Source organism: Corallococcus silvisoli (genome assembly GCF_009909145.1).
In the GTDB taxonomy this organism is placed as follows: Bacteria; Myxococcota; Myxococcia; order Myxococcales; family Myxococcaceae; genus Corallococcus; species Corallococcus silvisoli.
This window is the reverse complement of record NZ_JAAAPJ010000007.1, coordinates 342,381-365,269: the sequence shown is the minus strand read 5'-3', so window position 1 is coordinate 365,269 and position 22,889 is coordinate 342,381. Positions and strand designations below refer to the sequence as shown.

Genomic DNA, 22,889 nt, shown 5'->3' with positions numbered 1-22,889 from the left:
AAGCCCAGGTGTTGAGCCATTGGCCCACGGCAGGCAGGCGGCCAGCGCCGGGCGGTGGCCCCTCCGGGTGGGATGCGGTACTGGGAGGGCACGATGACCCTTCCCGTCGCCGCCACCCGCCGCTTCCAGTGGTTCAGCCAGGGCGTGCTCGTCTACAGCCTGGGCGTCATCCTCTGGGGCGCCTTCGTGCGCGCCACCGGCTCCGGAGCCGGGTGCGGCGACCACTGGCCCGTCTGCAACGGCGAGGTGGTGCCGCGCGCGCCCTCCCTCCAGACCCTCATCGAATACACCCACCGTCTCACCAGCGGCCTGGCCACGGTGCTCGCCGTCGCCCTCTACGCGTGGGGCCGGCGCGTGTTCCCCAAGGGCCACCCCGGGCGCCGCGCGGCATTCTGGGCGCTGGTGTTCATGCTCACCGAAGGCCTGGTGGGCGCCGGCATCGTGCTGCTCAAGTACGTGGCGCAGGACGCGCGCGTGGGCCGCGCGGTGTGGATGGGCGTGCACCTCACCAACACCTTCCTGCTGGTGGGCGCGCAGACCCTGGTGGTGTGGGCCTCCAAGGGGCGCGCGCGCATGACGTTCCAGGGACAGGGCGCGGTGGCCGCGCTCCTGGGCGCGAGCGTGGTCGGCATGCTGGTGCTGGGCGTCAGCGGCGCGGTGGCCGCGCTGGGCGACACGCTGTTCCCCGCCACCAGCCTCGCGCACGGCTTCGAACAGGACCTGTCGGAGACGGCGCACCTGTTGCTCCGCCTGCGCGTGCTGCACCCGGTGTTCGCGGTGGGCCTGGGCGCGCTCCTGGTGTTCGTGGGCCGGAGCGTGGCGCGGCTGAGGCCGTCCCCGGACGTGCGGCGCGCGGCCACGCTGCTCACCGGCGTGTACGTCGCGCAGCTGTGCGCGGGCGTCATCAACCTGGTGCTGCTGGCGCCGGTGGCGATGCAGCTCGTCCACCTGCTGCTCGCGGACTGCGTCTGGATGTGCGTGGTGCGGCTGTGCGCCGCGGGGCTCGCGGAGGACGCGCCGCGCCTCCAGCCCGCGTCGGCCCCCGAGTCCCGCGCGGAGCCCGTGTAGCCGCCCCTACCGCAGCCCCCGGGGCACCACCCACCGCGCCACGAGCTCGAAGAGGCCGCTGACCGCCAGCGCGAGCACCGCCGCGGGCACCGCCCCCTCCAGGATGAGCCCCACGTCGTCCAGGCGGATGCCGGTGAGGATGGGCTGGCCGTAGCCCCCCGCGCCCACCAGCGCGCCCAGCGTGGCCGTGCCCACGTTGATGACCGCCGCCGTCTGGATGCCCGCGAGGATGGACGGCGCCGCCATGGGCAGCTCGATGCGCCACAGCCGCGCGCGCGACGGCAGGCCCAGCGCCTCCGCGGACTCGCGCACCTCCCACGGAATCCCTCCCAGGCCCGCCGCCGTGTTCCGCACGATGGGCAGCAGGCTGTAGAGGAACAGCGCCGCGACGGCCGGCTTCGAGCCGATGCCCAGCAGCGGAATCATGAACACCAGCAGCGCCAGCGAGGGCACCGTCTGGATGACGCTGGACAGCCCCAGCACGCCCTGCCCCAGGCGCGGACGGCGCGCGGCCAGGACGCCCAGCGGGATGGCCAGCGCGATGGCCGCCGCGAGCGACAGCGTCACCAGGAACAGGTGCTCCCGCGTGCGCTGCCAGATGCGCGAGGCCCGGCCCTGCGTGCGCACCTCCGTGGACACGCCCAGCGACTCCCGGAGGAAGTCCGACGCCACCCGCGCCTCCGGCACGCGCTCCAGCCGCGCGCGGGCGTTGAGGTCCACCATCCGTGCCTCCGTCAGCGTGCCCTGCAGCCGGAGCATGGACTTCAGCGCCAGGGGCGCCCGGGCCTCCAGGTCGTCGCGGTAGAGGAGCACGGCCTCGTACACGGGGAAGTGGTGCCGGTCGTCCTCCAGCACGCGCAGGCCATAGGCGGCGATCTCCGCGTCGGTGGAGTACAGGTCCGTGAGCTGGATGGCCCCGCTCGCCATGCCCCGGTACGCCAGGTCGTGGTCCAGGCCGCGCACGTCACGCTGGGGCAGGCCGTACGCGTCGCGCAGCGCGGGCCAGCCGTCGCCCCGCTGCATGAACTCGTTGCTGAAGCCCACGCGCAGCTCCGGGTGCGCCTTCAAGTCGGAGATGCGGCGGATGCCCAGCCGCTCGGCCTCCGCTTCCTTCATGCCCAGCGCGTAGGTGTTGTTGAACCCCAGCGACGCGCTCATCCTCAGGCCCTCCTCCGCGAGCGCCTTCCGCAGCGCGGCGTCATCCGGCAACGCGCGGCCCGCGAGCAGCTCCTGGCGCAGCGTGCCGGTGTACTCGGGGTAGATGTCCAGCTCGCCCCGGCGCAGCGCCTCCCACAGCACCGTGGTGCCGCCCAGCTCGCGCCGGTGCGAGGCCCGCGCGCCGGCGGCCTGCGCCAGCTGCGTCACCATGTCCCCCACGATGACGGACTCGGTGAACTTCTTGGACCCCACGCGCACCGAGGGCCCCTCCCCGGACGACTCCGCGCACGCGGCCCCGAGCAGGAGCACCAGGGCCAGCGCGAGCCTCCCTCCCGCGCGCGTCATCCGGACCTCCCCATGGGCAGCGGGCGCTGGGCCTGGATGAACCGCGTGACGAAGGGGTCCATGGGCCGCGCCTCCAGGTCGTCCAGCGTGCCCTGCTGCACCACCTGCCCCTCGCGCATCAGGACGATGACGTTGCCCAGGAAGGCGGCCTCCGCCAGGTCGTGGGTGACGAGCACCACCGTCTTGCCCAGCCGCTCGAAGATGCCGCGCAGGTCCGCCTGGAGGTCGTGGCGCACCAGCGGATCCAACGCGCCCAGCGGCTCATCCAGCAGCAGCACGTCCGGGTCCAGCATCAACGCGCGCATCAGCGCCACCCGCTGCCGCTGGCCTCCGGAGAGCTGGCCGGGGAAGCGCTCCAGCGCCTCCTCGGGGAAGCGCGTCAGCTCCATCAACAGCCCCTGCCGCTCCCGGATGCGCGCCTGGGGCCAGCGCAGGTGCCGCGCCATCAGCGTGACGTTCTGCGCGCCGGTGAGGTGCGGGAACAGCCCTCCGCCCTGGAGCGCGTAGCCCACGCGGCGGCGCACGGCGAGCAGCGCGCCCTCCTCCTCCGGCAGGGGCTGCCCGTCGAAGAGGACGCGGCCTGTGTCCGGCCGCAAGAGGCCGTTGAGCAGCCGCAGCAGCGTGGACTTCCCGCAGCCGCTGGGGCCGATGAGCACGGAGGTGGCGCCCTTCGGCAGACTCAGGTCCAGCGGTCGCAAGGCCTGCGAACCACCGAAGCGCTTGGACACGCCTTCCAGGATGAACACGGGCGCCACGTCCCTTCAGCGCGGAGCGAACGCGCCGTTGCAGGAGGCTGGAAAGGGGAAGGATGCACTCGCGGGGAGGATGCACGCCTCGAACAGGCCCCGGCCCTGCCAGTCCAGCCCCCCGGCCCACACCTGGAGGTCGCCGCCCCCCTCCAGCGAGGGCGCGGTGAAGCGCAGACAGCGCGTGGCCACGCCCTCCAGGTAGCAGTCGCGCGGCTCCACCGGGCTGGCGCCGGGGAGCGCGTCGCGCAGCTCCTCCACGCTGGAGTCGCGCCAGAGCTCCACCTGGGACGTGCCCTGCTCCACCGGCTGGAAGACGCTCCAGGAGAAGGTGGACGCCGGGCAGCGGATCCGCCCCGCGCGCGACGTCGAGTCCGCGAGCTGACAGCCCTCCGGCACCTCCAGCACCCGCCACGGCAGCCGGGGCGGCGTGATGAGCGACGCCAGGTCCAGCACGTCCCCTTCGGGGTTGCCCCGCGTGGCCAGGTACGCGAACAACTCCAGACACCGGCCCAGCTCCGGCCGGGCGTTGCCGCGCGCCAGGCAGCCCAGCAGCCGCACGCGGCCCGCGAAGGGCGTCACCGCCGTGAGGTAGCCGCCCGCGGCGCAGGGCCCCTCACCGCTCGCGCCAGCACACTTCGCGAAGCGCAGGGACGGGTGCGGCTGGCCCGCGAGCGGCAGCTCCCCCGCGGACTCCGTGAGCACCGGGCCCAGGCGCGCGTGCACACGGGAGAGTCCCACCGCCACGGCCTGTGCTTCGGTCTGGCCTGTCCGCTCATCCAACCAGACGGAGAGCGCGCCGCACCGGTACGTGCGCGACGTGATGCTGTCGGGGAGCGAGACGCACCCGTCGAAGAGCGCGCGCGCGTCCGCGACGAAGGGGCCCGCGGGCGTCGCGCCCACGAGCGGCACCGCGGGGGACACCGGCACGGACGCCTGACACGCGCCCAGCAGCGCCAGGAGCCCCACCCCCACCGCCTCCAGTGCCTTGCGCATCCGCGAGGGGATAGGCGCCGGACCCGGCCGAGTCAACCGGCACGTCGGCCCGGCGCCCACCGCACTACACACGCAGGACTACTTCTTCACCTGCTTCTCGAGCTCCTTCGCCTTCGTCTCGTTGCTGCTCACCATGCCCTCGGTGTCGCTCAGCAGCGCCAGGAAGGTCGCGTCGTTCTTGTAGTCCTTGCGACCCTCCTCGAGCAGGCTCTTGCCCTTCTTCTGGTCATCCGCGATGCGCGACAGGAAGGCCTTGTCGAACTCGGGGCCATGCATCGAGCGCAGCTTGTTGACCTCCGCCCGCGTCTCGTCGGAGTGCCGGCCCACCTTCTCACCGGCGTTCTCCATGTTCTCGTTGAAGCCCTGCTGCATGCCGGAGCCGCCCATGCCCTGGCCGGCGGAGGTGTTCTCGCTCAGCGCGCTGACCTCCATCTGCTTGCTCTTGGCCCAGGAGCGCAGCGACTCCTGGCTCTTCTCGTGGTCCTCGCGCAGCTGCGTGGCGAACTGCTTCACGCGCGGATCCGACGCCTGCTCCTCCGCGACGCGGGCCAGTTCAATCTGCCGGTTGTTGAAGAGGGCCACCTTGCCCACGTACTTCGTCCGCTTGGCGGCCGCCTCGCCCACCGCCTTGCCCTGCTTCATCTGCGCCTTGTCCTGCGCGGACATGGTGTCCTGAGCATGGGCGGAGAAGCCCATCAGCCCGGTCATGACCACCGCCGTCACCGCACGCGCCTTCCAACTCTTCTTGCCCATGGTCCCAGCCTCCCCCGCCTCCGCGGATGAAAGTTTGACGAGTGCAAGGTGGTGACGCGGAAGCCCATTGCCAGTGCCGTCTGGCTGAGCGCCCCCCCCTCGGGCGCGAGTCCCCCGGGGATGACTTCGCGTCACTCCATGGACAGCAGGCCGCGCACCCCCGCGCCACGCCCCGGCGCCGTGGCCAGGGCCCAGCCGCGCAGGAGCGCCAGCGCCGCCGTGGAGAACGCCGGCGTGTCCAGCAGCGTGACGGTGGTGGCCGTGCCGCCCGTCTGCGCCTGCTCGAAGCGCGCCGTCAACCAGCAGGCCCCGGCCGCGCCCCCCTCCGGCACCGTGCGCGACACCTCCAGCTCCAGCAGCGCGGAGGGCGCGAGCCACGCCTCGGCCCAGCGCAGCCTCCGCTCCAGGACCGCGCCCAGCGATTCGTGCGCGACCGCCCCTTGCGCCCCCACGTCCAGGGGCCCGGCGTCCTCGCGGGGCAGGTACACCTCGCGGAGGAAGGGCGGCTCGCGCGTCAGCGCATGCGCCGTCGCGCGCAGCCACAGGCGGCAGTCGTGCAGCACCTCCGCCGTGGACACCTCGAAGACCGGCAGCGGGTGGCGCGTCGCGGGACGCCGGCCTCCCTTGCGGTCCGCCTCCACCTCCACGAAGGGCGCCACCCGCGCGCGGCCCTCCACGACGCCCTCCACCTCCAGCCCCAGCCGCTCCAGCCGCGCGCCCCGGCCCAGGCCCCGCCACAGGTCGATGAAGGCCGCGGCCAGGGGCGCCGCGTTGGCGACCGAGTACGGCCGCCACTCCACCCGCTGACACACCACGCGCGCCGAAGGCACCCTCGCGCCGGGCGGCCCCAGCCCCAGCGTCAGGTCGCCCCCGCCCACCGCCACGCGCGCCGCCAGCACGTGGCGCACCGGGCCCTCCAGCAGGGACACCCGCAGCGCGCCGCGCGGCACCGCGCCCTCCACGTAGCGCGCGCCCAGCAGCAGCAGCTCCCCCTGGATGAGCACGTCCTCGCCCCGGGGCGCGTGCAGGTTCGGCTTCGAGTCCTGGCAGCCCAGCACCCAGGCGCCGCGGCCTTCCTGGACCCAGCGCACCCGCAGGCCTTCGGGCAACGCGTCCAAAGCGCGCCGCGTGGCCTCCGCCTCGCTCACTCCCTCCGCCATTGGGGCCCCTCGAACCAAACAGCGTTACGGTATTCTTCCGTAATAACTGTGTTTCACGGCCCGTGTCAGTAGGTTTTTCGTGGTTTCCCGGATGGGTGGGAGGGAACCCGGTGCGTCCGGGTAGGCAGCGGCGCCGGGTGGACTCAGGGGGTGGGGGTGCGCGCTCCGTAGGCGCGCTCCAGGAGGGCGTCGCTGGAGAGGTGGGGGGCGGCCTTGGCGGCTTCGACGTCCAGGCCCTCACCATGGCCCCGGCCCTGGCCCTCGAAGAGGACCTGGGGCCCGTCGAAGGAGGCGCGCTGGGGACAGGCGGGCAATTGGAGACCCGCACGCAGCGTGTCACATGGCAGGGAGCGCGCGTCCTCGTAGGGGGCGCCGGGGGGGCCTTCGGTGCGCAGGTAGCGCACGCGGCCGGACTCGAAGCGCAGGGACACGAGGTTCGCGCCCAGCAGCGCCTCCACCTGGGCGCGGGGGCGTGGCTCGCGCCAGGGCGTGTCGCCGCCCTGCGAGAAGGTCAGCCAGGTGTCCCACTTCAGCGGCGGGAGGCTGAGCGCGCGTGACTCCTCGGGGCGGACGCGGACGGTGCCCCGGAAGGCCTGGCAGTGGGTGGTGTCGCAGAGGGCCCGGCCGGGGTGGCGGGCGTCGCCGTGGCGCTCGTTGTGGGCGGCCACGCGGGCCAGCGCGACGCGGGGCTCGCCTCGCAGGGTGACGTCCTCGGCGGCGACGACGCCGGCGGTGTACTGGAGGCGGGTGGTGCGGAAGACGAAGTCCGAGCCGCGCCGGGCCTTGAGCGCGCTGGGCGTGGTGGGCACCCCCGGTGGAGGGCGGTACGGCGGGGGCGGAGAGGCGGTGAAGACGCCCGCGTAGTCCCGTCCGCCGTCGGGCCCGTCCGGGAAGCGCACGCGCCAGGGACTGCCCAGACACACCGCTGGCCCCCTCGCGGTGAGCGCATCCAGGCGGGAGAAGTCCGGGGGCGCGGCGCGGGGCGTCCCGTCCTCCAGCGCGAAGCCCGCGCCCGCGCAGCGGGCCTCCACGGACGTGGACGGCAACAGGCCGAGCACCTGCACGCGCGCGGCCTCCAGCCCCGCCGTCCGCTTCCGCGCCCAAGCGAGCAGCGCGGCGACTTCATCCGCGAAGTGCCGGGGCATCTTGCCGGGCCGCACGGCCACCAGGACGAGGTCCGCGTCCACGGCGGCGATCCACCCCAGCTGGGGCCGGCTCGCGGCGTCGCGCACCGTGCCCGTCTTCGTGGCCACGCCCCGCAGCGCCTTCGACGTGGACAGGCCGCTGAGCGTGCCCTCCTCCACGTTGCCGGTGAGGAGCGCGAGCACGTCCGGCCGCGCCTCCGCGAGCAGCCGGTACGCCTGCGCCATGCCCCACGGCGACAGGCCGTGCGCGGAGCGAAGCCCGATGGCCTCCGTCATGTCCTCGGGGAGGCCGGTGAGCCCCACCGCGGAGAGCACGGCGCCCCAATCACCGAACGCCTTCGGCGCGAGCCCCGTGGCCTCCCAGTCCAGGAACCAGCCATTGCACGAGCGCAGGAGCGCGAGCCGCGCGTCCACCTTCGGTGGCAGCCCCGCGCCGCACGCCCACTCCTGCACGTCCTGGCGCGGCGCGAGCCCCGGCGGTGCCGCGGCGCCAGGGCCCGTCCCCGCCGCGTAGAGGAAGGGCTTGAGCGCGGAGCCGTACGGCACCGCCCGGCGCACGTCCCCTTCCGACAGCAGCACCTCCCCCGAGTGACGGCTCACCACCACCGTGGCCGCCTCGGGCGCGAGCACCGCCACGTCCGCCAGCTCCTCCAACGACAGGGGCGCGGCCCACCGCGTCCCGTCATGGCACTGCCGCAACCTGCGCGTGAGCGCGGCGGGGAACCCGGGGTGTTCGCCCAGGATGCGCGCCAGCCCCCTGCGTGCCCGCGCGGTGTCCACCGCCGGCGCGCTGGCCACCTCCTTCGCCGCGCGCGACAGGGACAGGTAGGGCCCGTCGCGCCACGCGGGCAGCTCGCCGCTCACCGTCAGCGCGAAGGCCTCATGGAAGAGCCGGTCCTCGCTGGACGCGGGACACGCCCACCACAGGAGCTGGTGCGCCAGTTCGTGCCGCAGCGCCATGCGCAGCCGTGCGTCCAGCACGCCGGCCGCGTTCTGCCGCAGCTCCACCACGCCGGGCCGCCCCTGCGCGTTGCGCTCGGGGGGCAGCGCCGCGCCCTTCTGGAGCGCGAGGGTGGCGGGGGCCCGTTGGGGGAGGCCGCCCGCCCGCGCCGTGTACTCGGCCTCCAGTGACGTCCAGGCGGCCTGGGCCTCGCGGCGCAGGTCCGCCTCGGGCGTCACGTCCCCTCGGGTGACGAAGGTGGGCGCGGCCGACAGCAGCACGGCGACGGCGACGGCCCACCCCATGGGCTACAGGTCGCTCACGGACGTCTTCGAGGGCACCACCTTCAGCAGGTCCGGCGCCGTGCGGCCCCGGATGCGCGCCGAGTACATGTCCTCGATGGTGGCGGGCGGCGCGGCGAACGTGCCCGCGAACTGCGCGCGCAGCACGTAGCCCACCGTGCGCGGGCTGTCGCTCCACCACGACGGCTCCTCGAAGAAGAACGTGGCGTGGGAGGGGTCCAACTGCCGGCGCTTGAGCGCCTCCGGGGCCAGCGGCAGCGAGTGCGGCGGGCCGCGGAAGACCTTGTCCTCCTGGAGCGGGACGAAGCCCGCCGGCACCGCGTCCTCCACCACGTAGTACGCCGAGCGCGCCCGGTTCTCGCCGCGCGCGTCCAGCTTCAGCTCCACGTAGACCTCCTCGCCCTGCGTCACCGTGGCGCCCGCCTCCAGCTTCACCTTCCCGCCCTCGCGCAGCACGTAGTACGCGCGCTCCACGGACATCCCGTTCACGCGCGGCTGCACGTCCTTGAGCGGCGTCGTCGCGGCGGCGCGCAGCGTGGCCACGCCGTCGAAGCCGCCCACGTCCACCGTGCGCGTCCCCGCGGGCAGCGCGGCGACCAGGCCCATGCCGCGCGGCGCGAACTTCACCGGCGACGCGGCGCCCTTCACCTCCGGCGACGCCATCCCCTTGAAGGCCTTCGCGTCACGCTCCACCAGCCACAGCGAGTGCAGCAGGGCGGTGCTCCGATCGAAGGTGGACAGGCCCGGCTCGCTCAGCATCTCCAGGATGCGCTTGCGCGCGCGCGTGACGTCCAGCGTCCCGAACGACGCCGCGTGCGCGGTGATGGCCGTGAGGCCCACCCGGCGGAGCGGGAAGCGGTAGAACGCCTCGGACGTCTCCGCCTCGCCCTTGAGGCCCGCGAGCTTCGCGAAGCCCTCGCCGCTCTGCTTCACCAGCTCCTGGACGCGGCCCTGGAGCGCGGGCTCCTTCATCACGCCCGCCTTCTCCGCGGCCAGCACCGCCAGCGCCAGCGGATACAGGTCCCCGACCTTCGCGCCCTCCACCAGCGCGCGCACCCGCGCCGCCTGACGCGGGCCCTGCAGCCGGGCCAGCACGTACGCGCGGGTGGCGTCGTACTCCGGCGACAGGCCCTCCTGCGCCTCCAGCCACTTCGCGCTCTCCGCGATGCGCGCGTCGTCGCGGTCCACCAGCCCCGCCTCGGACGCGTACGCCAGACCGTCCAGCGCGATGAGCGTGAGCGGCAGGCTGGGCTCGCTGTAGCCGCCGAACCAGGTGAAGCCGCCGCCCTTCACCGCGAGGCCCAGGATGCGGGCCGTGCCCTGCACGGAGCGGCTGCGCGCCTCCGCCAGCAGCGCCTGCGACTCCGGGTCCAGCTTGTCCAGCGCGCCCGCCTTCTGGAGCACCTGGTACACCGCCACGTTGGGCACCGTCGTGGAGACCAGCTGCTCCAGGCACCCGTACGGGTACGTGAGCAGCTCGCGCACGTTGGAGAGCGCCGCGTCCACCGTGGACGGCTGGAGCACCAGCTCCACGCGCGTCAGCGCGGACGTGTCCGGCGCCTCCAGGGCCAGCGCCCCACCGCCCCACGCGCTCACCTGCACCGCGTCCTCCACCGCGGCCGGCGCCACGTCGAAGCGCTTCAGGTCGCGCAGCGGATCCCTGCCGCCCGTCACGTCCACCGCCAGCTGCGCGGGGCCCGTCTTCGCCGCGCGCAGCGTCACCGGCACCACCTGCTCGCCGCCCTGGCCCAGCTCCACCTTGCGCTGGAGCACCTCCGCCTGGAGCGAGCCGCCCGGCTGCAGGCGCACGTCCAGCACCTGGCTGCCCTTGGACTTCTCACCGGCGGCCAGCCGCACGGACGCCAGCGCCTCGTCGCCCTCGCGCAGGAACTGCGGCAGCGCCGCGTAGAGGTTGAGCCCGCCGCGCGTGGCGAACTCCGCCGTGCCTTCACCGAAGCGGCCGGACGTGTCCGCCGCCACCGCCGTCACCACCCACAGCGTCTGGTTGGAGGGCAGCGTGAAGCGCACCGTCGCGCGGCCGTCGCGGTCCGTGACCACCGCCGGGTCCCAGTGCGCGGTGTCCTTCTCCAGGTCCTTCGCCTGACGGCTGGGCGGCTTGATGGACGCGAACGCGTGGTCCGGCAGCCCCGCCAGCTTGCGCGCCAGCTGCTCGCCGTAGCCGTAGCCCTGGAACTCCGCCGAATAGAAGTTCGTCACGTTGTCGCGCGCCGGCGGATAGAAGAAGTCCAGCACGCCCGGGCGGAACTCGCCCTGGATGGCGTAGACGGCCTTGTCCACCACGCCCACGGACAGCTGCGCGGAGACGCCGTTGCCGTCGCTGTCGGTGACGCGCACGTCCACGGCCTGCTCGGTGAGCGGCAGGGCCTCCGCGCGGCGCGGCTGCAACGACACGGTGAGCGTGCGCTCCTTGGGCACCACGCGGAAGGCCACCGTCCGCTCCTCCCAGCGGCCCGTCGCCGTGGGGTAGGCCACGGACGCGTACACCGCGCTGCCGAAGCGCTTCTCCACCGGGAAGGCGTGCACCAGCGTGCGGCCCTTCAGCTGCACCACCGTGGTGCCGTAGAGGCTCGCGCCCGTCAGCGTCACCCACACGGGCCCCGCGTCCCGGCCGCCCTGCCCCCAGCCATCCGGCAGCAGCGCCACCAGCTTCGCGCTGTCGCCCGGCGCCAGCGTGCCGGACAGCGACGCGAGCGTGAGGTTGGGCACCTGCGCCACGGGCTCGTCCGCGCCGCCGATGACGAGCAGCGACTCCTCGCCCGTCCACGCCTCGCCCTTCTTGTCCTTCACCGTCACGCGCGCGAGCACCGTGCCCACGTCCGCGGTGGGCACCTTCTGGCGCGACGTGCCGTCCTGCTGCGTGGTGAAGGCCTGCGTGCCCAGCGTCTTCTCGCTGCCGTCCGCGCGGCGCAGCACGAAGGCCACCTCGCCGGTGGTGACGCCGTAGGGCTTGCCGGACAGCGTGGTGGCGCGCACGGACAGCTGCGCGTCCGAGCCCTTCGCCACCACCGCGTCCGAGTACCGCGCCACGCCCAGCACCTCCACCTTCGACAGGAAGAAGGCGGCGGTGCCGGTGGCGAACGTCTCCTGGTCATCCCGCGCGCGCACGGTGAGGCTGTAGCGGTACGGCAGCCGCTCCTCGCCCGGCTTGAGCGCGGGGACGGCGACCGTCACCTCGGCCGCGCCCTCCGCGTCGAACGCGCTCGCGGTGGACCACGGGTCGTCGCTGGCCTCGCGCTCCGCGACGGAGGAGTACAGCCGCTCCGGCACGCTCAGCTTGCCCTCGCTGCTGGAGGCGGTGCCGTACGTCACCGCGCTGCCCTGGCCGCCCTTGCCCGCGTCGTCCACCCAGGCGGGCGCGTCCAGCAGGCTGCGGTAGAGGAACACCTCGTACCTGGCGCCCTTCGGCACGCCGCCCGCGTACCGGCGCGCGCGCACCGTCACGCTCACCGTCGAGCCGGGCACCACCGTCTCCGACGCCGGCTGCACCTCCAGGTAGAACGTGGGCTTCACGTAGTCCTGCACGCGCGCCTCGCCCTGGTAGGGGCGCGTGTCCAGGGCCGCCTCGATGCGCAGCACGCCCGTGCCCAGGTCGTCCGGCACCTTCAGCGTGCCGTTGAACGCGCCGAACTCATCCACCGCCGCGCGCGTGGTGATTTCGCGGCCCTCCTGCGACACCAGCTTCACGCGCACGTCGCGCTGCTTCGGCGTGAACAGCCGCGCCAGGAACGTGTCCGGCTGGCGCACGAGCCCGCGGAACTTCACCTCGTTGCCCGGCTTGTAGATGGGCCGGTCGCTGTAGATGAACACGTCCGGCGCCACCGCCAGCGCGGAGTAGAAGTCCGTGTCCACGATGGCCGTGTCCTGCCCGGCCGTCACCGTCGCGATGATGCGCGGCTCCGCCACCGCGAGCGTCACCTCGCCCTGGTCGTCCGTCGTGCCCTCCGGGCCCTTGCCCGTGGGCAGGTACACCTGCACCCGAGCGCCCTTGCGCGGCTGTTGGTCCCTCCCCGCCACGCGCACCAGCACCTGGCCGTCGGTCTGCTTGAGCTGCACGGTGACGTCGCTGACGACGAGCACCACCTGCCCCTCCACGCGGCCCTGCACCAGCTGGAGCACGTAGGTGCCCGCGGGCAGCGGCGCGAGCAGCACGCGGCGCTCCTGGAAGCCGCCGCTGGCGTTGCCGGTGTCGAAGCCCGGCACGTTGAAGTCCCGGTCCGCGCCGCCCAGGTCCAGGTTGAGCCACTGGCTGCGCACCACCGTGAAGCCCGGCGGCGTGCCCACCAGCTTCTCCGGCCCCTCGGCCACCTTCGCCAGCGGCTCGCCCGAGGACGTCTCCGCGGGCGCATGGGGCAGCGCGTCGCTGACCTCCTGGCGGAAGGCCGGCGACAGCGACTCCATCAGCGTGAGGCCCGGCAGGCGCACGGCGTTGAGGCCGCGGCTCAGGGCGCGGCCCGGGTTGAGCAGCGTGGGCGGCGCCTGGTACGCGCGCCGCAGGTCGCCCTGCGCGCGGATGAACGCGTCCAGGTCCGCGGGCTTGAGCACGCGCAGCTCGACGGGGCCCTTGTCCTCGAAGGCGACGTCCACCGCCACCGGCTCGCCGCTGCCGTAGGAGCGGGGAACGGTGATGTAGAGCGGCTTGGCCAGCGCCACGCCGGACAGCAGGAGCGCGGCCAGGGCCGCGAAACGCAGGGACGTCTTCATGTTCCAAATCCTCCCGGCACCAGGGCGTCGCCCTTCACGGTGCCGCGAAGCCCCAGGTACGGCAGGGCTTCCAGGTCACGGCGGGCCGCCTCGATTTCCGGCGGAGCCACCTTGGGCAGGGGCGACGCGCGGTCCACGCGCGCCTCGGACGTGTAGCCGTCCATCGCGAGCCCACTCAACAGCCTTCCCGTGTTGACGCCGAACACCACCGACGCGGGCGTGCGCAGCCCCGTCACCACCGGGCCCGCGGCATTCAGCAGGTTGGGCGCGCGGCCTTCACAGGCCTTCTTCAGCCGCTCCACCTCCTCCGCGCTGGTGGCCAGCACCACGTGCCGGCACAGCGTGGCGCGCGTCAGCGTCCGCGAGCCGCCGGAGAACAGCGCGGCCAGCCCGTCCGCGTCCTCCTCGCGGCCCCACAGCAGGGCCAGCTCCGGCTCCAGCGACCGGCTGCCCCGAGGCGTCCACACCAGCGCCACCTGACGCGTGCGCGTGGCGCCGCCGCCCTCCGTCCAGAAGGTCTTCAGCCGCGCGGGCTCCAGCGACTCGGGCAGCTTGAGCTGGAACGCGAGCAGCACCGGCGTCTCCTCCGGCACCAGCTTGAGCAGCTCGTCGGACAGGGGCGCGCTGTCGAGCGGCGCCACGTTCTCCAGGAGCTTCCCGGCGATGCCCCGGCCCACCAGCCGGTCGCCCTCCACTCCGAACTGGAGCCGCGTGTCCGCCCCCAGCCCCAGCACGTGGGTGAAGAGCTGCGCGTCGCGGCCGTAGGCCTCGGGATCGAAGCCCACCTCCACGTCCACGCCGTCCTTCGCTTCCAGCTCCGGCAGCGGCGCGCACAGGCCCTGGAGCACCACCACGGGGTGACGCGCGAGCACCAGCCGGTCCTTCGTGCGGGCGGCCCACACGGTCTGCTCCGCGACCAGCCACCGCGACAGCTGGAAGCCGCCCTCGGGGGCCTTCTCCGTCTGGGCCGGGCAGCTGTCCGCGGTCATCCCCCCGCGCCGGGCCACCGCGTCCAGCGCCTCCCACGCCGCGCGCGACGCCTTGTTCGCCTTGGGGACGATGAGGGCGGGGGTCCCCGCGCGCGCGTCACCGCTGAACCACACGGTGCGGAAGGGCGTGTCGAGCAGCGGGCCCGCCACCACGTCCAGCACCGCGCCCTTGAAGGACGCCTTGAGGTCGGTGCCGGTGGAGCCGAGGAACGCGGCCCACCCGCTGACGAAGCCCTGGCCCAGCGGCTGGTCCCACTGCGACTTCAGCCACGCGTTGCGCATCAGCGCGTCGCGCACCTTCGCGGGCGCGTGCACGTCCACCCAGATGGCGGCGGTGGCGGAGGCGCCGGGCACGTCCATCTTGGTGGGCTCCGAAGGGACCTCCGGCATGCCCTCCACGGTGGCGCCGGCGGACGGCGGGCCCTTGGGGTCGCCGGAGGAGAAGGCGGGGCCGGTGCGGTCCTCTCCGCCAGCGCCCCGGCGGCCGAGGACGAAGGCCCCCACGCCCACGCCCACCACGAGGGCGCCGATGAGCGCGATGCGCGCGGCGGACGAGGGCCCTGGCCGCTTGGGTGCGGGAGGCGGGCTCACGGGAGACGTCATGACATCCACTCCTTGAAGCGGAAGAAGCCGAGGAAGGCGGCGTTGGCCGGCACGGGGCGCCACTCCAGCGGCGCCTCCGTGGCGAGCGAGTCCAGGACGCCGGTGCGCACGCGGGCGCCCGGCTCACCGGGGTGGTAGACGACGCGCGCGGGCGCATGGGCCCGGTCCTCCGGGCGCACCACGAGCATCAAGTGGAAGACGGGCCCCGCGTCGTGGTCCTGGCGGAAGGCCACCACGTCGCCGGTGCGAAGCTGCTCGCGCGCGGAGCTTCCCCGGCCCAGCGGGAGGAAGCTCCGGGTGAGGAGCGTCTCCGCGTCCGCGAAGTCGGAGGGCACGCCGCGCGCGTCCTGCCACAGCGGCGTGGCGAGCCGCTCCGAGGCCACGCGCCGGTAGGCCGTGCGGTACGCGTAGCGGATGAGGCCCGCGCAGTCGCGCTGCGCGGGCTGCCACTCCGCATCCGGAGCCCGCACCTGCGCGAGCGACACCTGCGCGACCTCGCGGCGCAACAACCGGGCGCGCGTCTCCGCGGAACCGGGCTCGGCTGGGACGGCGGCCCCTTCGCGGGACGTGGGCATCGCGGCCGTCGATGGCGTCGCGGACACGGGCAGGGCGGATGCCCCTGCGCGGGCCGGGGGCGTCGAAGCGGCCGAGGGCGTCGCGGAAGCCACCCCGGACTCCGTGGACCGCCGCGCCTGCGACGGCAACGCCGCCCCCTGCTCCACCGGAGGAGCCGGGACGACGTGCAGCGACAGTGCGAGCATCAGGACGCGCATGGCGAGGGCCGGGCCGGGAGCGGCGAGCGGGTCAGTAGCCGCCTTCGCCTTCGCCTTCGCCGGAGTCGCCGCTCGTCTGGAGCTCCTTGAGCGCCGCGTCCAGGTTCGTGGGCCACCGCTTGCCCGTGGGCTTTGGATCCGCGGAGGGCACGTACACCTCCGCCTGCCCGTCGCCCAGGATGTTCACCCACGCGAGCACGCGCGTGGTGCCCGGCGTCGCCAGCGGGATGCGCACGCGGCGGCGGACCTCGCCCGGCGTGCCCTCGAAGAGCGCCAGGTTGAGCGTGGCCACCGTGTGCGCCTTGTCCCCGCTGGGCCAGTAGTTCGTCGCGATGAGGTACACGCCCTTGGGCGGCGCGCGGTGGATGTAGAGGTACGGACCGTACGCCGGCTGGTCGAAGTCGCCCCCCTGCTCGTTCAGGAAGAACGTGCCGCCAGACGGGCTGTTCGTGTCCGCCCAGTACACGTGCGCCATCGCCTTCACGTCCAGCGTGTCCCCCTCGCTGCTCGCGTCGGTGGGCTCGTAGATGTGCAGGTCCGTGTAGACGCCGTCCGTGTCGCTCGTGAGGATGGCCTTGAGCGGCACCGGCGGCACCTGCGCGTAGCTCGTCGCCTGCGCGCGCGCCGTGCCGCCCTTGTTGGTGGCCATCACCGTCACGATGTTCTTGCCGCTGGCCGCCGGGAACTTGCGGCTGAAGCGCCCGCCCGCGGTGCGCATCAGGTAGCGGTCGCCGTTGATGGACACCACCACTGGATCCACCGTGGGGTCGCTCACCTGACCTTCGATGCGCAGCATCCGGTCCACCGTCCATCCGCCGGACGGCGCGCTCAACACCACGGTGGGAACCTTGTCGCCCCGCCCAATGGGCACGCCCTGCTGGCGGGCGGGGACCGGCGGCGCCGTCTGCGTCAGCAGCCCGGCGAGGAGGACGGAGAGCATCAGGGGAGCCTGGGAATGGGAAACCGCGAACCGCGTGTCCGCGAAGGAACACAGCGTGCGACAAGCCCCTCCCCCTTTCAAGCCATCCGCCCCAAGCGGATGCGCGCGGCCCGGCGGCCCCCCCACCCGCGATGCCGCGCGTCGCGGGCTGCCGTCCCTTCGTCCGCGTGCCCGTCCGTCCGCCCGTCTCGGGCCCGGACACCCACGGTCCACGCACCAAAGGAACGCTGGCTTCAAGCCCTCCCGCGGGCAGCACCCGCGAGGCCCTGCCTCCAGCAACGGCCTACTGCGGGCGCTCCCAACCGTGGCGGTTCACGAAGTCCGACACCATGGCGGCCGTCGTGTCGCGAATCTTCTCCACGTCCGCCGGAGACTTGCCCGCGGTGTCCTCCATGGGCCAGTCCTCGCGCTTCTGGTCCGCCACCACCGGCGCGTCCGACAGCCCGCCCAGCGTCACCAGGATCTGCGCGTTCTTCGCCAGCTCTGGCGTCAGGCGCTGGGGCTTCGCGTCCCCCAGGTCCACGCCCATCTCCTTCATCGTGGCGAGCACCTCGGGATGCAGACGCTCGGCCGGCTGAGTCCCCGCGGAGATCGCGCGCGCCTTGGTGGGGTCCGCCAGCAGGTTGAAGAAGGCCGCCGCGATCTGCGAGCGACCCGCGTTCTGCGTACAAGCGAAGATGACCGTGTTCATCGCACCGCCTTTGGAGTGTTGAGAATCATGAGGTCCTGGGCTTCCTGGGAAGTATCACATCCTGGGTGTGGGAGAAGACAACGCTCGCCCGCTCCTCCGCTGCCCGAGCCGCACGGTGGGTCATGACCGCGGATATGGGTAGGATTTGACTCCCAGCGAACCCTTTCCCAGGCGAATGGGAGGGGGATGCCTAGGTTGGAGGCGTCATGCAAAGCACCCCTGCCTGGGCCTGGATTGTCTTCTGGACGCTGCTGCTGGCGTTGCTGGGAGTGGACCTGCTGGCCCACCGGGGAGGTAGGGGGCAGTCTCGCCGCGCGGCCCTCCTGTGGAGTCTGGCGTGGGTGGGGTTGGGGCTGTGCTTCTGCGGCTTCGTGTGGGTGGCGCTGGGCAGCGAGCAGGGCCACGAATACCTGGCGGCGTGGCTCATCGAGAAGAGCCTGAGCCTGGACAACGTCTTCGTCTTCCTTGTCATCTTCCGCAGCCTGAACGTGCCCCAGCGCTATCAGCACGAGGTGCTCTTCCTGGGCATCTTCGGCGCGCTGGTGTTCCGGGCCCTGTTCATCTTCGTGGGCGCGGCGGCGCTGCAGCGCTGGGGCTGGGTGTCGTACGTCTTCGGCGCCATCCTGCTCGTCACGGCGTGGCGGGTGCTGCGCGAGGACCCGTCGAAGGAGCAGGACAACCGCGTGGTGAGCTGGCTGTCGCACCGGCTGCCGGTGGCGGACCAGGTGGAGGGCCCCCACTTCGTGGTGAAGCAGCAGGGCCGCAGGCTCGCCACGCCGCTGCTGCTCGCGCTCGTGGGCCTGGAGGTGACGGACATCCTGTTCGCGGTGGACTCAGTGCCGGCGGCCTTCTCCGTCACCACCGACACCTTCGTCCTCTACAGCTCCAACGCCTTCGCCATCCTGGGGCTGCGCGCGCTCTACCTGGTCATCGCCGGGGCGGTGGGGCAGCTCAAGTACCTGCACTACGGGCTCGCGGGGGTGCTGGCGTTCGCGGGCGTGAAGCTGGTGGTGGAGAAGTGGGTGCGCATCCCGCCGCTGCTCTCCGTGGCCATCATCCTCGTCGTCATTGGCGCGGCGGTGTGGGCCAGCCTCGCGCACCGGCGCGCCGGGCGCGAGGTGGAGGTCTGAGCGAAGCCCGCCTCCTCAGGGCGAGGGCCGGCGCGCGGTGCCGGGCGGCTTGGGGTTGACCAGGAGCTGGTCGAAGAGCGGGTTCGCCGCCTGGGCGATGCGCGCCTCGTGCTTCTTCAGGAGCGCGGCGTTGGCGTCCTTCACGTCCTTGCCCGAAGCCTGCTCCAGTTGGGTGAGGGACTTGCGCAGCCCCGCGCGGCGCTGCTCCAGTTGCAGCCGCTGCGCCTCGGTGAGCTTCGGATCCTCCAGCTGGGGCGTGAGCGCGGCCAGCTGCTGCTCCAGGGCCGCGATGTTCTCCGGATCCGTGGGCCGGGACACCGCCGCCACGCCCGCGTCCAGGGGCTGGGCCGACGGGGGCGGTGGGTACACCACGGTGGTGAGGGTCTGGAACTCCAGGGGAGACATGGCGTGGGCCTCCAGGTTCTGGATGAGGGCGGCCTGGACCTTGCCCACCATCCGCATGGAGGCGCCCGCGGCCTTGAGCAGGGAGCGCGTGTCCCGGCGGTCCAGCTCCGCGCCATGCTGTTCGACGAAGGCGACGGACTCCTTCTCCATGATGTGGAAGGCGGGCAGGGTCGCCTCGCGCGCGGTCAGGTAGGTCTCCAGCCGGGCCTCCTCCAGCTTCAGCACGCCGCCCGTGGCGGGCGGCGTGAAGGGATGGAGGGTGTTGAGTTCGGCGAACCGCTGGGTGCGCGCCTGCGCGTCCATCACCGCGTCCACGCCGGAGCCGCCCATGTTGGCGTTCGCCCAGTAGCCCGCCGCGACCAGCCCCACCACGCCCAGCACGAGCACCCCGCCGCAGCCCAGCCCCAGACCGATGACCCACTTCTTGTTCATTGCCACGCTCCGCTCCCCATCCGGAAGGCAAGGCCATCCCGCGCCGGAGCCCCGTTGCTATCCGGGCCGTCCGCCCAGGGCAAGCGCGCCACGGCGGTCCGCGGAGTTTGCCGCCCGGGTCCAGGCGGACGTGCAGGCCCCGCGACGGCCGGAGGGCCGCCGTCAGCCCTCGAAGAGGGGGCGTCGCGGCAGCAGCACGAGGACCGTGGTGCCGTCCTGCGCGGTGGAGCGCACGCGCAGCCGGCCCGAGTGCGCATCCACGATGTGCTTCACGATGAACAGCCCCAGGCCCAGCCCGTGGGCGGGATGGCTTCTCTCGCGGGCCTCCGCGCGCTTGAGGGGTTCGAACAGGTGCGGCAGCAGGTCCCGCGGAATCGGGCGCCCCTGGTTGTTCACCGCGAGGGTCACGGAGCCCGTCTGGCCGCGCAGCCGCACGCGCACGGGGCAGAGCGCGTCCCCATAGGCGAGCGCGTTGTTCACCAGGTTGGTGATGACCTGCGCCAGCCGGTCCGGGTCGCACCACAGCCACGCCGCGCCCGGGCCGTCCACCTGCAGGCGTCGGTCCGGGTGGGCCTGCTGCACCTCGTCCACCACCTGCCGCACCAGCTCCATGAGGTCCACCTCGCGGGGCGCCATGGGAATGCCGCCGCCCAGGCGGGCCTGGGTGAAGTCCAGCACGTCATGCAGCATGCGGTGGGCCCGCTCCGCGCTGGAGAGGATGCGGGCGATGGCCTTCTGGTCGCGCGGGTCGGCCTCCTCGCGCTTCGCCAGCATCGTGGCCGCCATGGTGATGGCGGAGATGGGGTTGCGCAGGTCGTGTCCGACGATGCCGATGAGCAGCTGCTCGAACTCCGCGCGGCGCCGCGCCTCCGCCTCCTCCTCGTGCCTGCCGGTGACGTCCTGCATGGCGCCCACCATGCGCACCGCGCGGCCCTGGAGGTCCTTCACCACGCGGCCCCGGTCCTCGACGAAGGCCCAGGTGCCGTCACCCCGCCGCAGCCGGTACTCCGCCAGCCAGTGGCCCTCGCGGCTGTCCAGCGCCTCCTGAAGCTCGTGGGTCACCCGGTCGCGGTCGTCGGGGTGCAGGCTGTCGGTCCACCACGCCATGTCCATGGGGGGCGCTCCCGGGGACGTGTCCAGCCGGAGGATGCGCGCGGCCAGCTCGCTCCAGTGGATTTCATTCGTCACCAGGTCCCAGTCCCAGATGATGTCGCGGGTGGCCAGGGTGGCCAGCCGGTAGCGCGTCTCCGACGCGCGCAGCTCCTGCTCCGCTCGGCGCCGGTCGGTGATGTCCAGCGACACGCCCGACACGCTCACCACCCGCCCCCCCGGGTCGAGCATCGGCATGAGGCGGACCTCGAACCAGACGCCCATCAAGTACAGCTCCGTGGACAGCCGCTCCCCCGCCAGCGCGCGCTGGACGACCTCCACCACGTCCCGCCGGTCCCGGAAGAGCTCGAACACGGAGCGCCCGCGCATCGCCTGGGAGGGCAGGCTCGTGGTCGTCACCCCTTCGCCCTCGAAGAGGGTGAACACGCCGTGGGGGTCGAAGGCCCACAGCACCACGGGCAGCTGGGTGAGCACGCGCTGGAGCTGCTCACGGGCCTCGTCGCGCTCCTGGCGCAGCATGCGCGTGGCGGTGATGTCCGTGGACACGCCGCACACGGCCCACGCCTCTCCGTCCGTGATGGTGGGGAGGGGGAACTTCACCGTGTGGTAGACATGGAGCCCGTCGGGCTGGAGCACCTCCTCGTCGAACACCAGCGGCTTGCGCACCGTCAGCACCTGCTGGTCGTTCTCCTGGAACCGCTCCGCGGTGCGCCGCGGAAACAGCTCCCGGTCCGCGTGCCCCAGCACCTCCGCCCGCGTGTGTCCGGAGAGGGCCTCGAAGGGGCGATTGACGAAGAGGTACCGCCCGCCCAGGTCCTTCGCGTAGATGGCGGCCGGCGCATGGTCGAGGATGGCCTGCAGCCGCCGCTCCCGCGCCCGCAGCGCCTGCTCGTGCTCGTGGACGTAGCGGGCCACGGCCTCCGTCAGGCTGCCATCCAGCGCGCGCCAGAGCGCCCGCAGTTCGTACACCCCCAGGGGGTGGTGGGAGTCATCCAACGTCTCCAGGATGGCCTCGCGCAGGAGGCCATGCTCCTCCACCAGCGCCTCCACCCGCGCGCCGGCCAGGAAGCGCCGCTGCCCGAGTTCGCGGGCCTGGGCCCGGACCGGCTCCGCGTCCCACGTCGCCCCGCCCTGGCGCAGCACGAGCACCAGCGCATCCACCAGCTGGAGCATCCCGCGCGACCGCTCCTGGAACTCCTCGTGCATGTCCCCGATGGACGGCCGCACGCGCGCGCCCCAGCGCCGGATGATGTCGTCGCGCAGGCCCTCCACGAGGTCCGCGAGCGAATCCGACGTGGAGGCGAAGGGGTTCATGCCACCGCCCGCGCCTTCCCCGAGGCTTCGGGGACCAGGGAGGGAGCGCACGCCTCCGGCACTCCGGAGACACCGGTCAGCAAAGGCAGGCCGCCTGCTGTCGGAAGAGTGTGTGTCACCGTGCCCCTGCTCCCTGGACGCGCCCGGAGTGGAGGGAAGATGGTCATGGTCCCCCGCGCGCAGGATGGGGCCTGCGGGAGGGGGTGGGGTGGCTTGTCCACCGCTGGGGTGGACCCCCGGGGGGTGGCAGGCGGCCATGGGAGGCCCTCGCGGGGCGCTGGGTCCCGCCAGTGACATGAGAGAGACTGGCGCCCAGGCACACGGGAGGACACAGCGCATGGCATTCGCGGAACGCAGGACCGGCGGGCAGGACGCGGGCGCGACGACGACGGGGCGGCTGCCCCCGGGGGCATGGCCCCAGGGACCCGCCCTGACGGGGGAGGCCCAGCCATGAGCGCGCCCCAGCCAGTGGATCCGCTGGAGTCCCTGGGCCGGGGGAACGTGCGGAGCGCCTGGGAGGTGCTGGAGGCGATGAGCTCGCTCATGCGCCGCCGCGCCGCGGGCCTGCCGCTGAACCTGCCGCAGGTGACGGTGTTCCTGCGCAGTGGCCGCGAGCTGACGGGCTTCGTCCGGGAGTATGGCGAGTTCCGCCACGGCCGGGGGGTGCTGTTGATCACCTCGGGGGGCTACGGTTCGCGCGGCGAAGGCCTGGACGTGACGTTCGTGCCAGACGGGGTCATCGAGGCGCTCACGCTGCACGACGCCACGATGCTGGACACGCCCGCCAGGTCGATGCCCGAGTCCTCGCCGATGCACCTGCGAAGGCACCTGCCCGCGATGGCCGACAAGCTGTCCAGCGCCTGGGGCACGCCGGTGACGGCGGAGTTCGGCACGGGTACGGAGCTGGAGCAGGACGCCTTCATCCAGCCCCTGGCGTGGCTCGTCGAGCGCACGGGCGAGGTCCTGGGCAAGCTCGCCAGGACGCCCGACGTGGGCGACGTGCTCCGCGAGAAGGTGCGCAAGGTGCGGCTGTTCGTGGGGGATTCCTTCCAGGCGAAGCTCACGGACAGCACGCTGGACCTCACCACGTCGCGCCACCCCGCGGCCTGGCCGCTGGACTCGGAGCTGGCCCAGGCGGTGACGGACGCGCTTCCGTAGGGTGGACCC

At 73.4% G+C, this 22,889-nt stretch carries 16 protein-coding genes; 3 read left to right on the top strand and 13 right to left on the bottom strand.

The window, feature by feature from the left end; genetic code table 11:
- Positions 1 to 93: 93 nt before the first annotated feature.
- On the top strand, positions 94 to 1,068 hold the full coding sequence (locus GTY96_RS15820; protein ID WP_161665157.1) for a COX15/CtaA family protein: 975 nt from the start codon (positions 94 to 96) through the stop codon (positions 1,066 to 1,068).
- A gap of 6 nt (positions 1,069 to 1,074) precedes the next feature.
- On the opposite strand, the gene GTY96_RS15815 is transcribed toward GTY96_RS15820, so the two are convergent.
- From GTY96_RS15815 to GTY96_RS15765, 11 genes are all read right to left on the bottom strand, one after another.
- Entirely contained in the window at positions 1,075 to 2,571 is a 1,497-nt protein-coding gene (locus tag GTY96_RS15815) for an ABC transporter permease/substrate-binding protein (protein WP_143903927.1), read from the bottom strand.
- Positions 2,568 to 3,317: an ATP-binding cassette domain-containing protein gene (locus tag GTY96_RS15810; RefSeq protein WP_143904280.1), complete on the bottom strand. Its 750-nt coding sequence runs from the start codon at positions 3,315 to 3,317 to the stop codon at positions 2,568 to 2,570. Before GTY96_RS15810 ends, GTY96_RS15815 begins: the two co-directional genes overlap by 4 nt.
- Before the next feature lie 15 nt (positions 3,318 to 3,332).
- Positions 3,333 to 4,313 (bottom strand): hypothetical protein, encoded by a 981-nt coding sequence (locus tag GTY96_RS15805; RefSeq protein WP_143903925.1) that lies wholly within the window; start codon positions 4,311 to 4,313, stop codon positions 3,333 to 3,335.
- Between the two features lie 78 nt (positions 4,314 to 4,391).
- A complete protein-coding gene (locus GTY96_RS15800) occupies positions 4,392 to 5,066 on the bottom strand; it encodes a DUF4142 domain-containing protein (RefSeq protein ID WP_143903923.1) in 675 nt (224 codons plus the stop codon).
- 131 nt (positions 5,067 to 5,197) lie between these two features.
- A complete protein-coding gene (locus tag GTY96_RS15795) occupies positions 5,198 to 6,226 on the bottom strand; it encodes a hypothetical protein (protein WP_143903921.1) in 1,029 nt (342 codons plus the stop codon).
- Between the two features lie 143 nt (positions 6,227 to 6,369).
- Positions 6,370 to 8,616, bottom strand: coding sequence for a SpoIID/LytB domain-containing protein (locus GTY96_RS15790; RefSeq protein WP_161665156.1), 2,247 nt, complete (start codon positions 8,614 to 8,616; stop codon positions 6,370 to 6,372).
- Positions 8,617 to 8,619: 3 nt separating this feature from the next.
- Positions 8,620 to 13,335: an alpha-2-macroglobulin family protein gene (locus tag GTY96_RS15785; RefSeq protein WP_161665155.1), complete on the bottom strand. Its 4,716-nt coding sequence runs from the start codon at positions 13,333 to 13,335 to the stop codon at positions 8,620 to 8,622.
- A complete protein-coding gene (locus GTY96_RS15780; RefSeq protein ID WP_186001982.1) occupies positions 13,332 to 14,927 on the bottom strand; it encodes a hypothetical protein in 1,596 nt (531 codons plus the stop codon). The genes GTY96_RS15785 and GTY96_RS15780 overlap by 4 nt, the downstream gene beginning before the upstream one ends.
- Positions 14,924 to 15,688, bottom strand: coding sequence for a DUF1175 family protein (locus GTY96_RS15775; RefSeq protein ID WP_235685632.1), 765 nt, complete (start codon positions 15,686 to 15,688; stop codon positions 14,924 to 14,926). The genes GTY96_RS15780 and GTY96_RS15775 overlap by 4 nt, the downstream gene beginning before the upstream one ends.
- A 43-nt stretch (positions 15,689 to 15,731) precedes the next feature.
- Positions 15,732 to 16,640, bottom strand: a complete 909-nt coding sequence (locus tag GTY96_RS15770) for a DUF2135 domain-containing protein (protein WP_161665154.1) — start codon at positions 16,638 to 16,640, stop codon at positions 15,732 to 15,734.
- Positions 16,641 to 16,923: 283 nt separating this feature from the next.
- Positions 16,924 to 17,331, bottom strand: a complete 408-nt coding sequence (locus GTY96_RS15765; protein WP_143903911.1) for an arsenate-mycothiol transferase ArsC — start codon at positions 17,329 to 17,331, stop codon at positions 16,924 to 16,926.
- A gap of 206 nt (positions 17,332 to 17,537) precedes the next feature.
- On the opposite strand from GTY96_RS15765, the gene GTY96_RS15760 reads away from it, so the two are divergent.
- Positions 17,538 to 18,461: a TerC/Alx family metal homeostasis membrane protein gene (locus tag GTY96_RS15760; protein ID WP_143903909.1), complete on the top strand. Its 924-nt coding sequence runs from the start codon at positions 17,538 to 17,540 to the stop codon at positions 18,459 to 18,461.
- Positions 18,462 to 18,476: 15 nt separating this feature from the next.
- On the opposite strand, the gene GTY96_RS15755 is transcribed toward GTY96_RS15760, so the two are convergent.
- Complete coding sequence (locus GTY96_RS15755) at positions 18,477 to 19,298, bottom strand: erythromycin esterase family protein (protein ID WP_143903907.1); 822 nt, start codon at positions 19,296 to 19,298, stop codon at positions 18,477 to 18,479.
- Positions 19,299 to 19,460: 162 nt separating this feature from the next.
- Positions 19,461 to 21,722 carry a PAS domain-containing protein gene (locus tag GTY96_RS15750; RefSeq protein WP_143904276.1) on the bottom strand — a complete coding sequence of 754 codons (2,262 nt, stop codon included), beginning with the start codon at positions 21,720 to 21,722 and terminating at the stop codon, positions 19,461 to 19,463.
- 450 nt (positions 21,723 to 22,172) lie between these two features.
- Between GTY96_RS15750 and GTY96_RS37205 the strand changes: the two genes are divergently transcribed.
- Positions 22,173 to 22,880: a hypothetical protein gene (locus GTY96_RS37205; protein ID WP_201756140.1), complete on the top strand. Its 708-nt coding sequence runs from the start codon at positions 22,173 to 22,175 to the stop codon at positions 22,878 to 22,880.
- Positions 22,881 to 22,889: the final 9 nt, after the last annotated feature.

What these genes read in the sequence shown, in the direction of transcription:
- GTY96_RS15820 (WP_161665157.1), top strand. Translation starts at nt 94, where the DNA reads ATGACCCTTCCCGTCGCCGCCACCCGCCGCTTCCAGTGGTTCAGCCAG.
- GTY96_RS15815 (WP_143903927.1), bottom strand. Translation starts at nt 2,571, where the DNA reads ATGACGCGCGCGGGAGGGAGGCTCGCGCTGGCCCTGGTGCTCCTGCTC.
- GTY96_RS15805 (WP_143903925.1), bottom strand. Translation starts at nt 4,313, where the DNA reads ATGCGCAAGGCACTGGAGGCGGTGGGGGTGGGGCTCCTGGCGCTGCTG.
- GTY96_RS15800 (WP_143903923.1), bottom strand. Translation starts at nt 5,066, where the DNA reads ATGGGCAAGAAGAGTTGGAAGGCGCGTGCGGTGACGGCGGTGGTCATG.
- GTY96_RS15795 (WP_143903921.1), bottom strand. Translation starts at nt 6,226, where the DNA reads ATGGCGGAGGGAGTGAGCGAGGCGGAGGCCACGCGGCGCGCTTTGGAC.
- GTY96_RS15790 (WP_161665156.1), bottom strand. Translation starts at nt 8,616, where the DNA reads ATGGGGTGGGCCGTCGCCGTCGCCGTGCTGCTGTCGGCCGCGCCCACC.
- GTY96_RS15785 (WP_161665155.1), bottom strand. Translation starts at nt 13,335, where the DNA reads ATGAAGACGTCCCTGCGTTTCGCGGCCCTGGCCGCGCTCCTGCTGTCC.
- GTY96_RS15780 (WP_186001982.1), bottom strand. Translation starts at nt 14,927, where the DNA reads ATGACGTCTCCCGTGAGCCCGCCTCCCGCACCCAAGCGGCCAGGGCCC.
- GTY96_RS15775 (WP_235685632.1), bottom strand. Translation starts at nt 15,688, where the DNA reads ATGCTCGCACTGTCGCTGCACGTCGTCCCGGCTCCTCCGGTGGAGCAG.
- GTY96_RS15770 (WP_161665154.1), bottom strand. Translation starts at nt 16,640, where the DNA reads ATGCTCTCCGTCCTCCTCGCCGGGCTGCTGACGCAGACGGCGCCGCCG.
- GTY96_RS15765 (WP_143903911.1), bottom strand. Translation starts at nt 17,331, where the DNA reads ATGAACACGGTCATCTTCGCTTGTACGCAGAACGCGGGTCGCTCGCAG.
- GTY96_RS15760 (WP_143903909.1), top strand. Translation starts at nt 17,538, where the DNA reads ATGCAAAGCACCCCTGCCTGGGCCTGGATTGTCTTCTGGACGCTGCTG.
- GTY96_RS15755 (WP_143903907.1), bottom strand. Translation starts at nt 19,298, where the DNA reads ATGAACAAGAAGTGGGTCATCGGTCTGGGGCTGGGCTGCGGCGGGGTG.
- GTY96_RS15750 (WP_143904276.1), bottom strand. Translation starts at nt 21,722, where the DNA reads ATGAACCCCTTCGCCTCCACGTCGGATTCGCTCGCGGACCTCGTGGAG.
- GTY96_RS37205 (WP_201756140.1), top strand. Translation starts at nt 22,173, where the DNA reads ATGAGCGCGCCCCAGCCAGTGGATCCGCTGGAGTCCCTGGGCCGGGGG.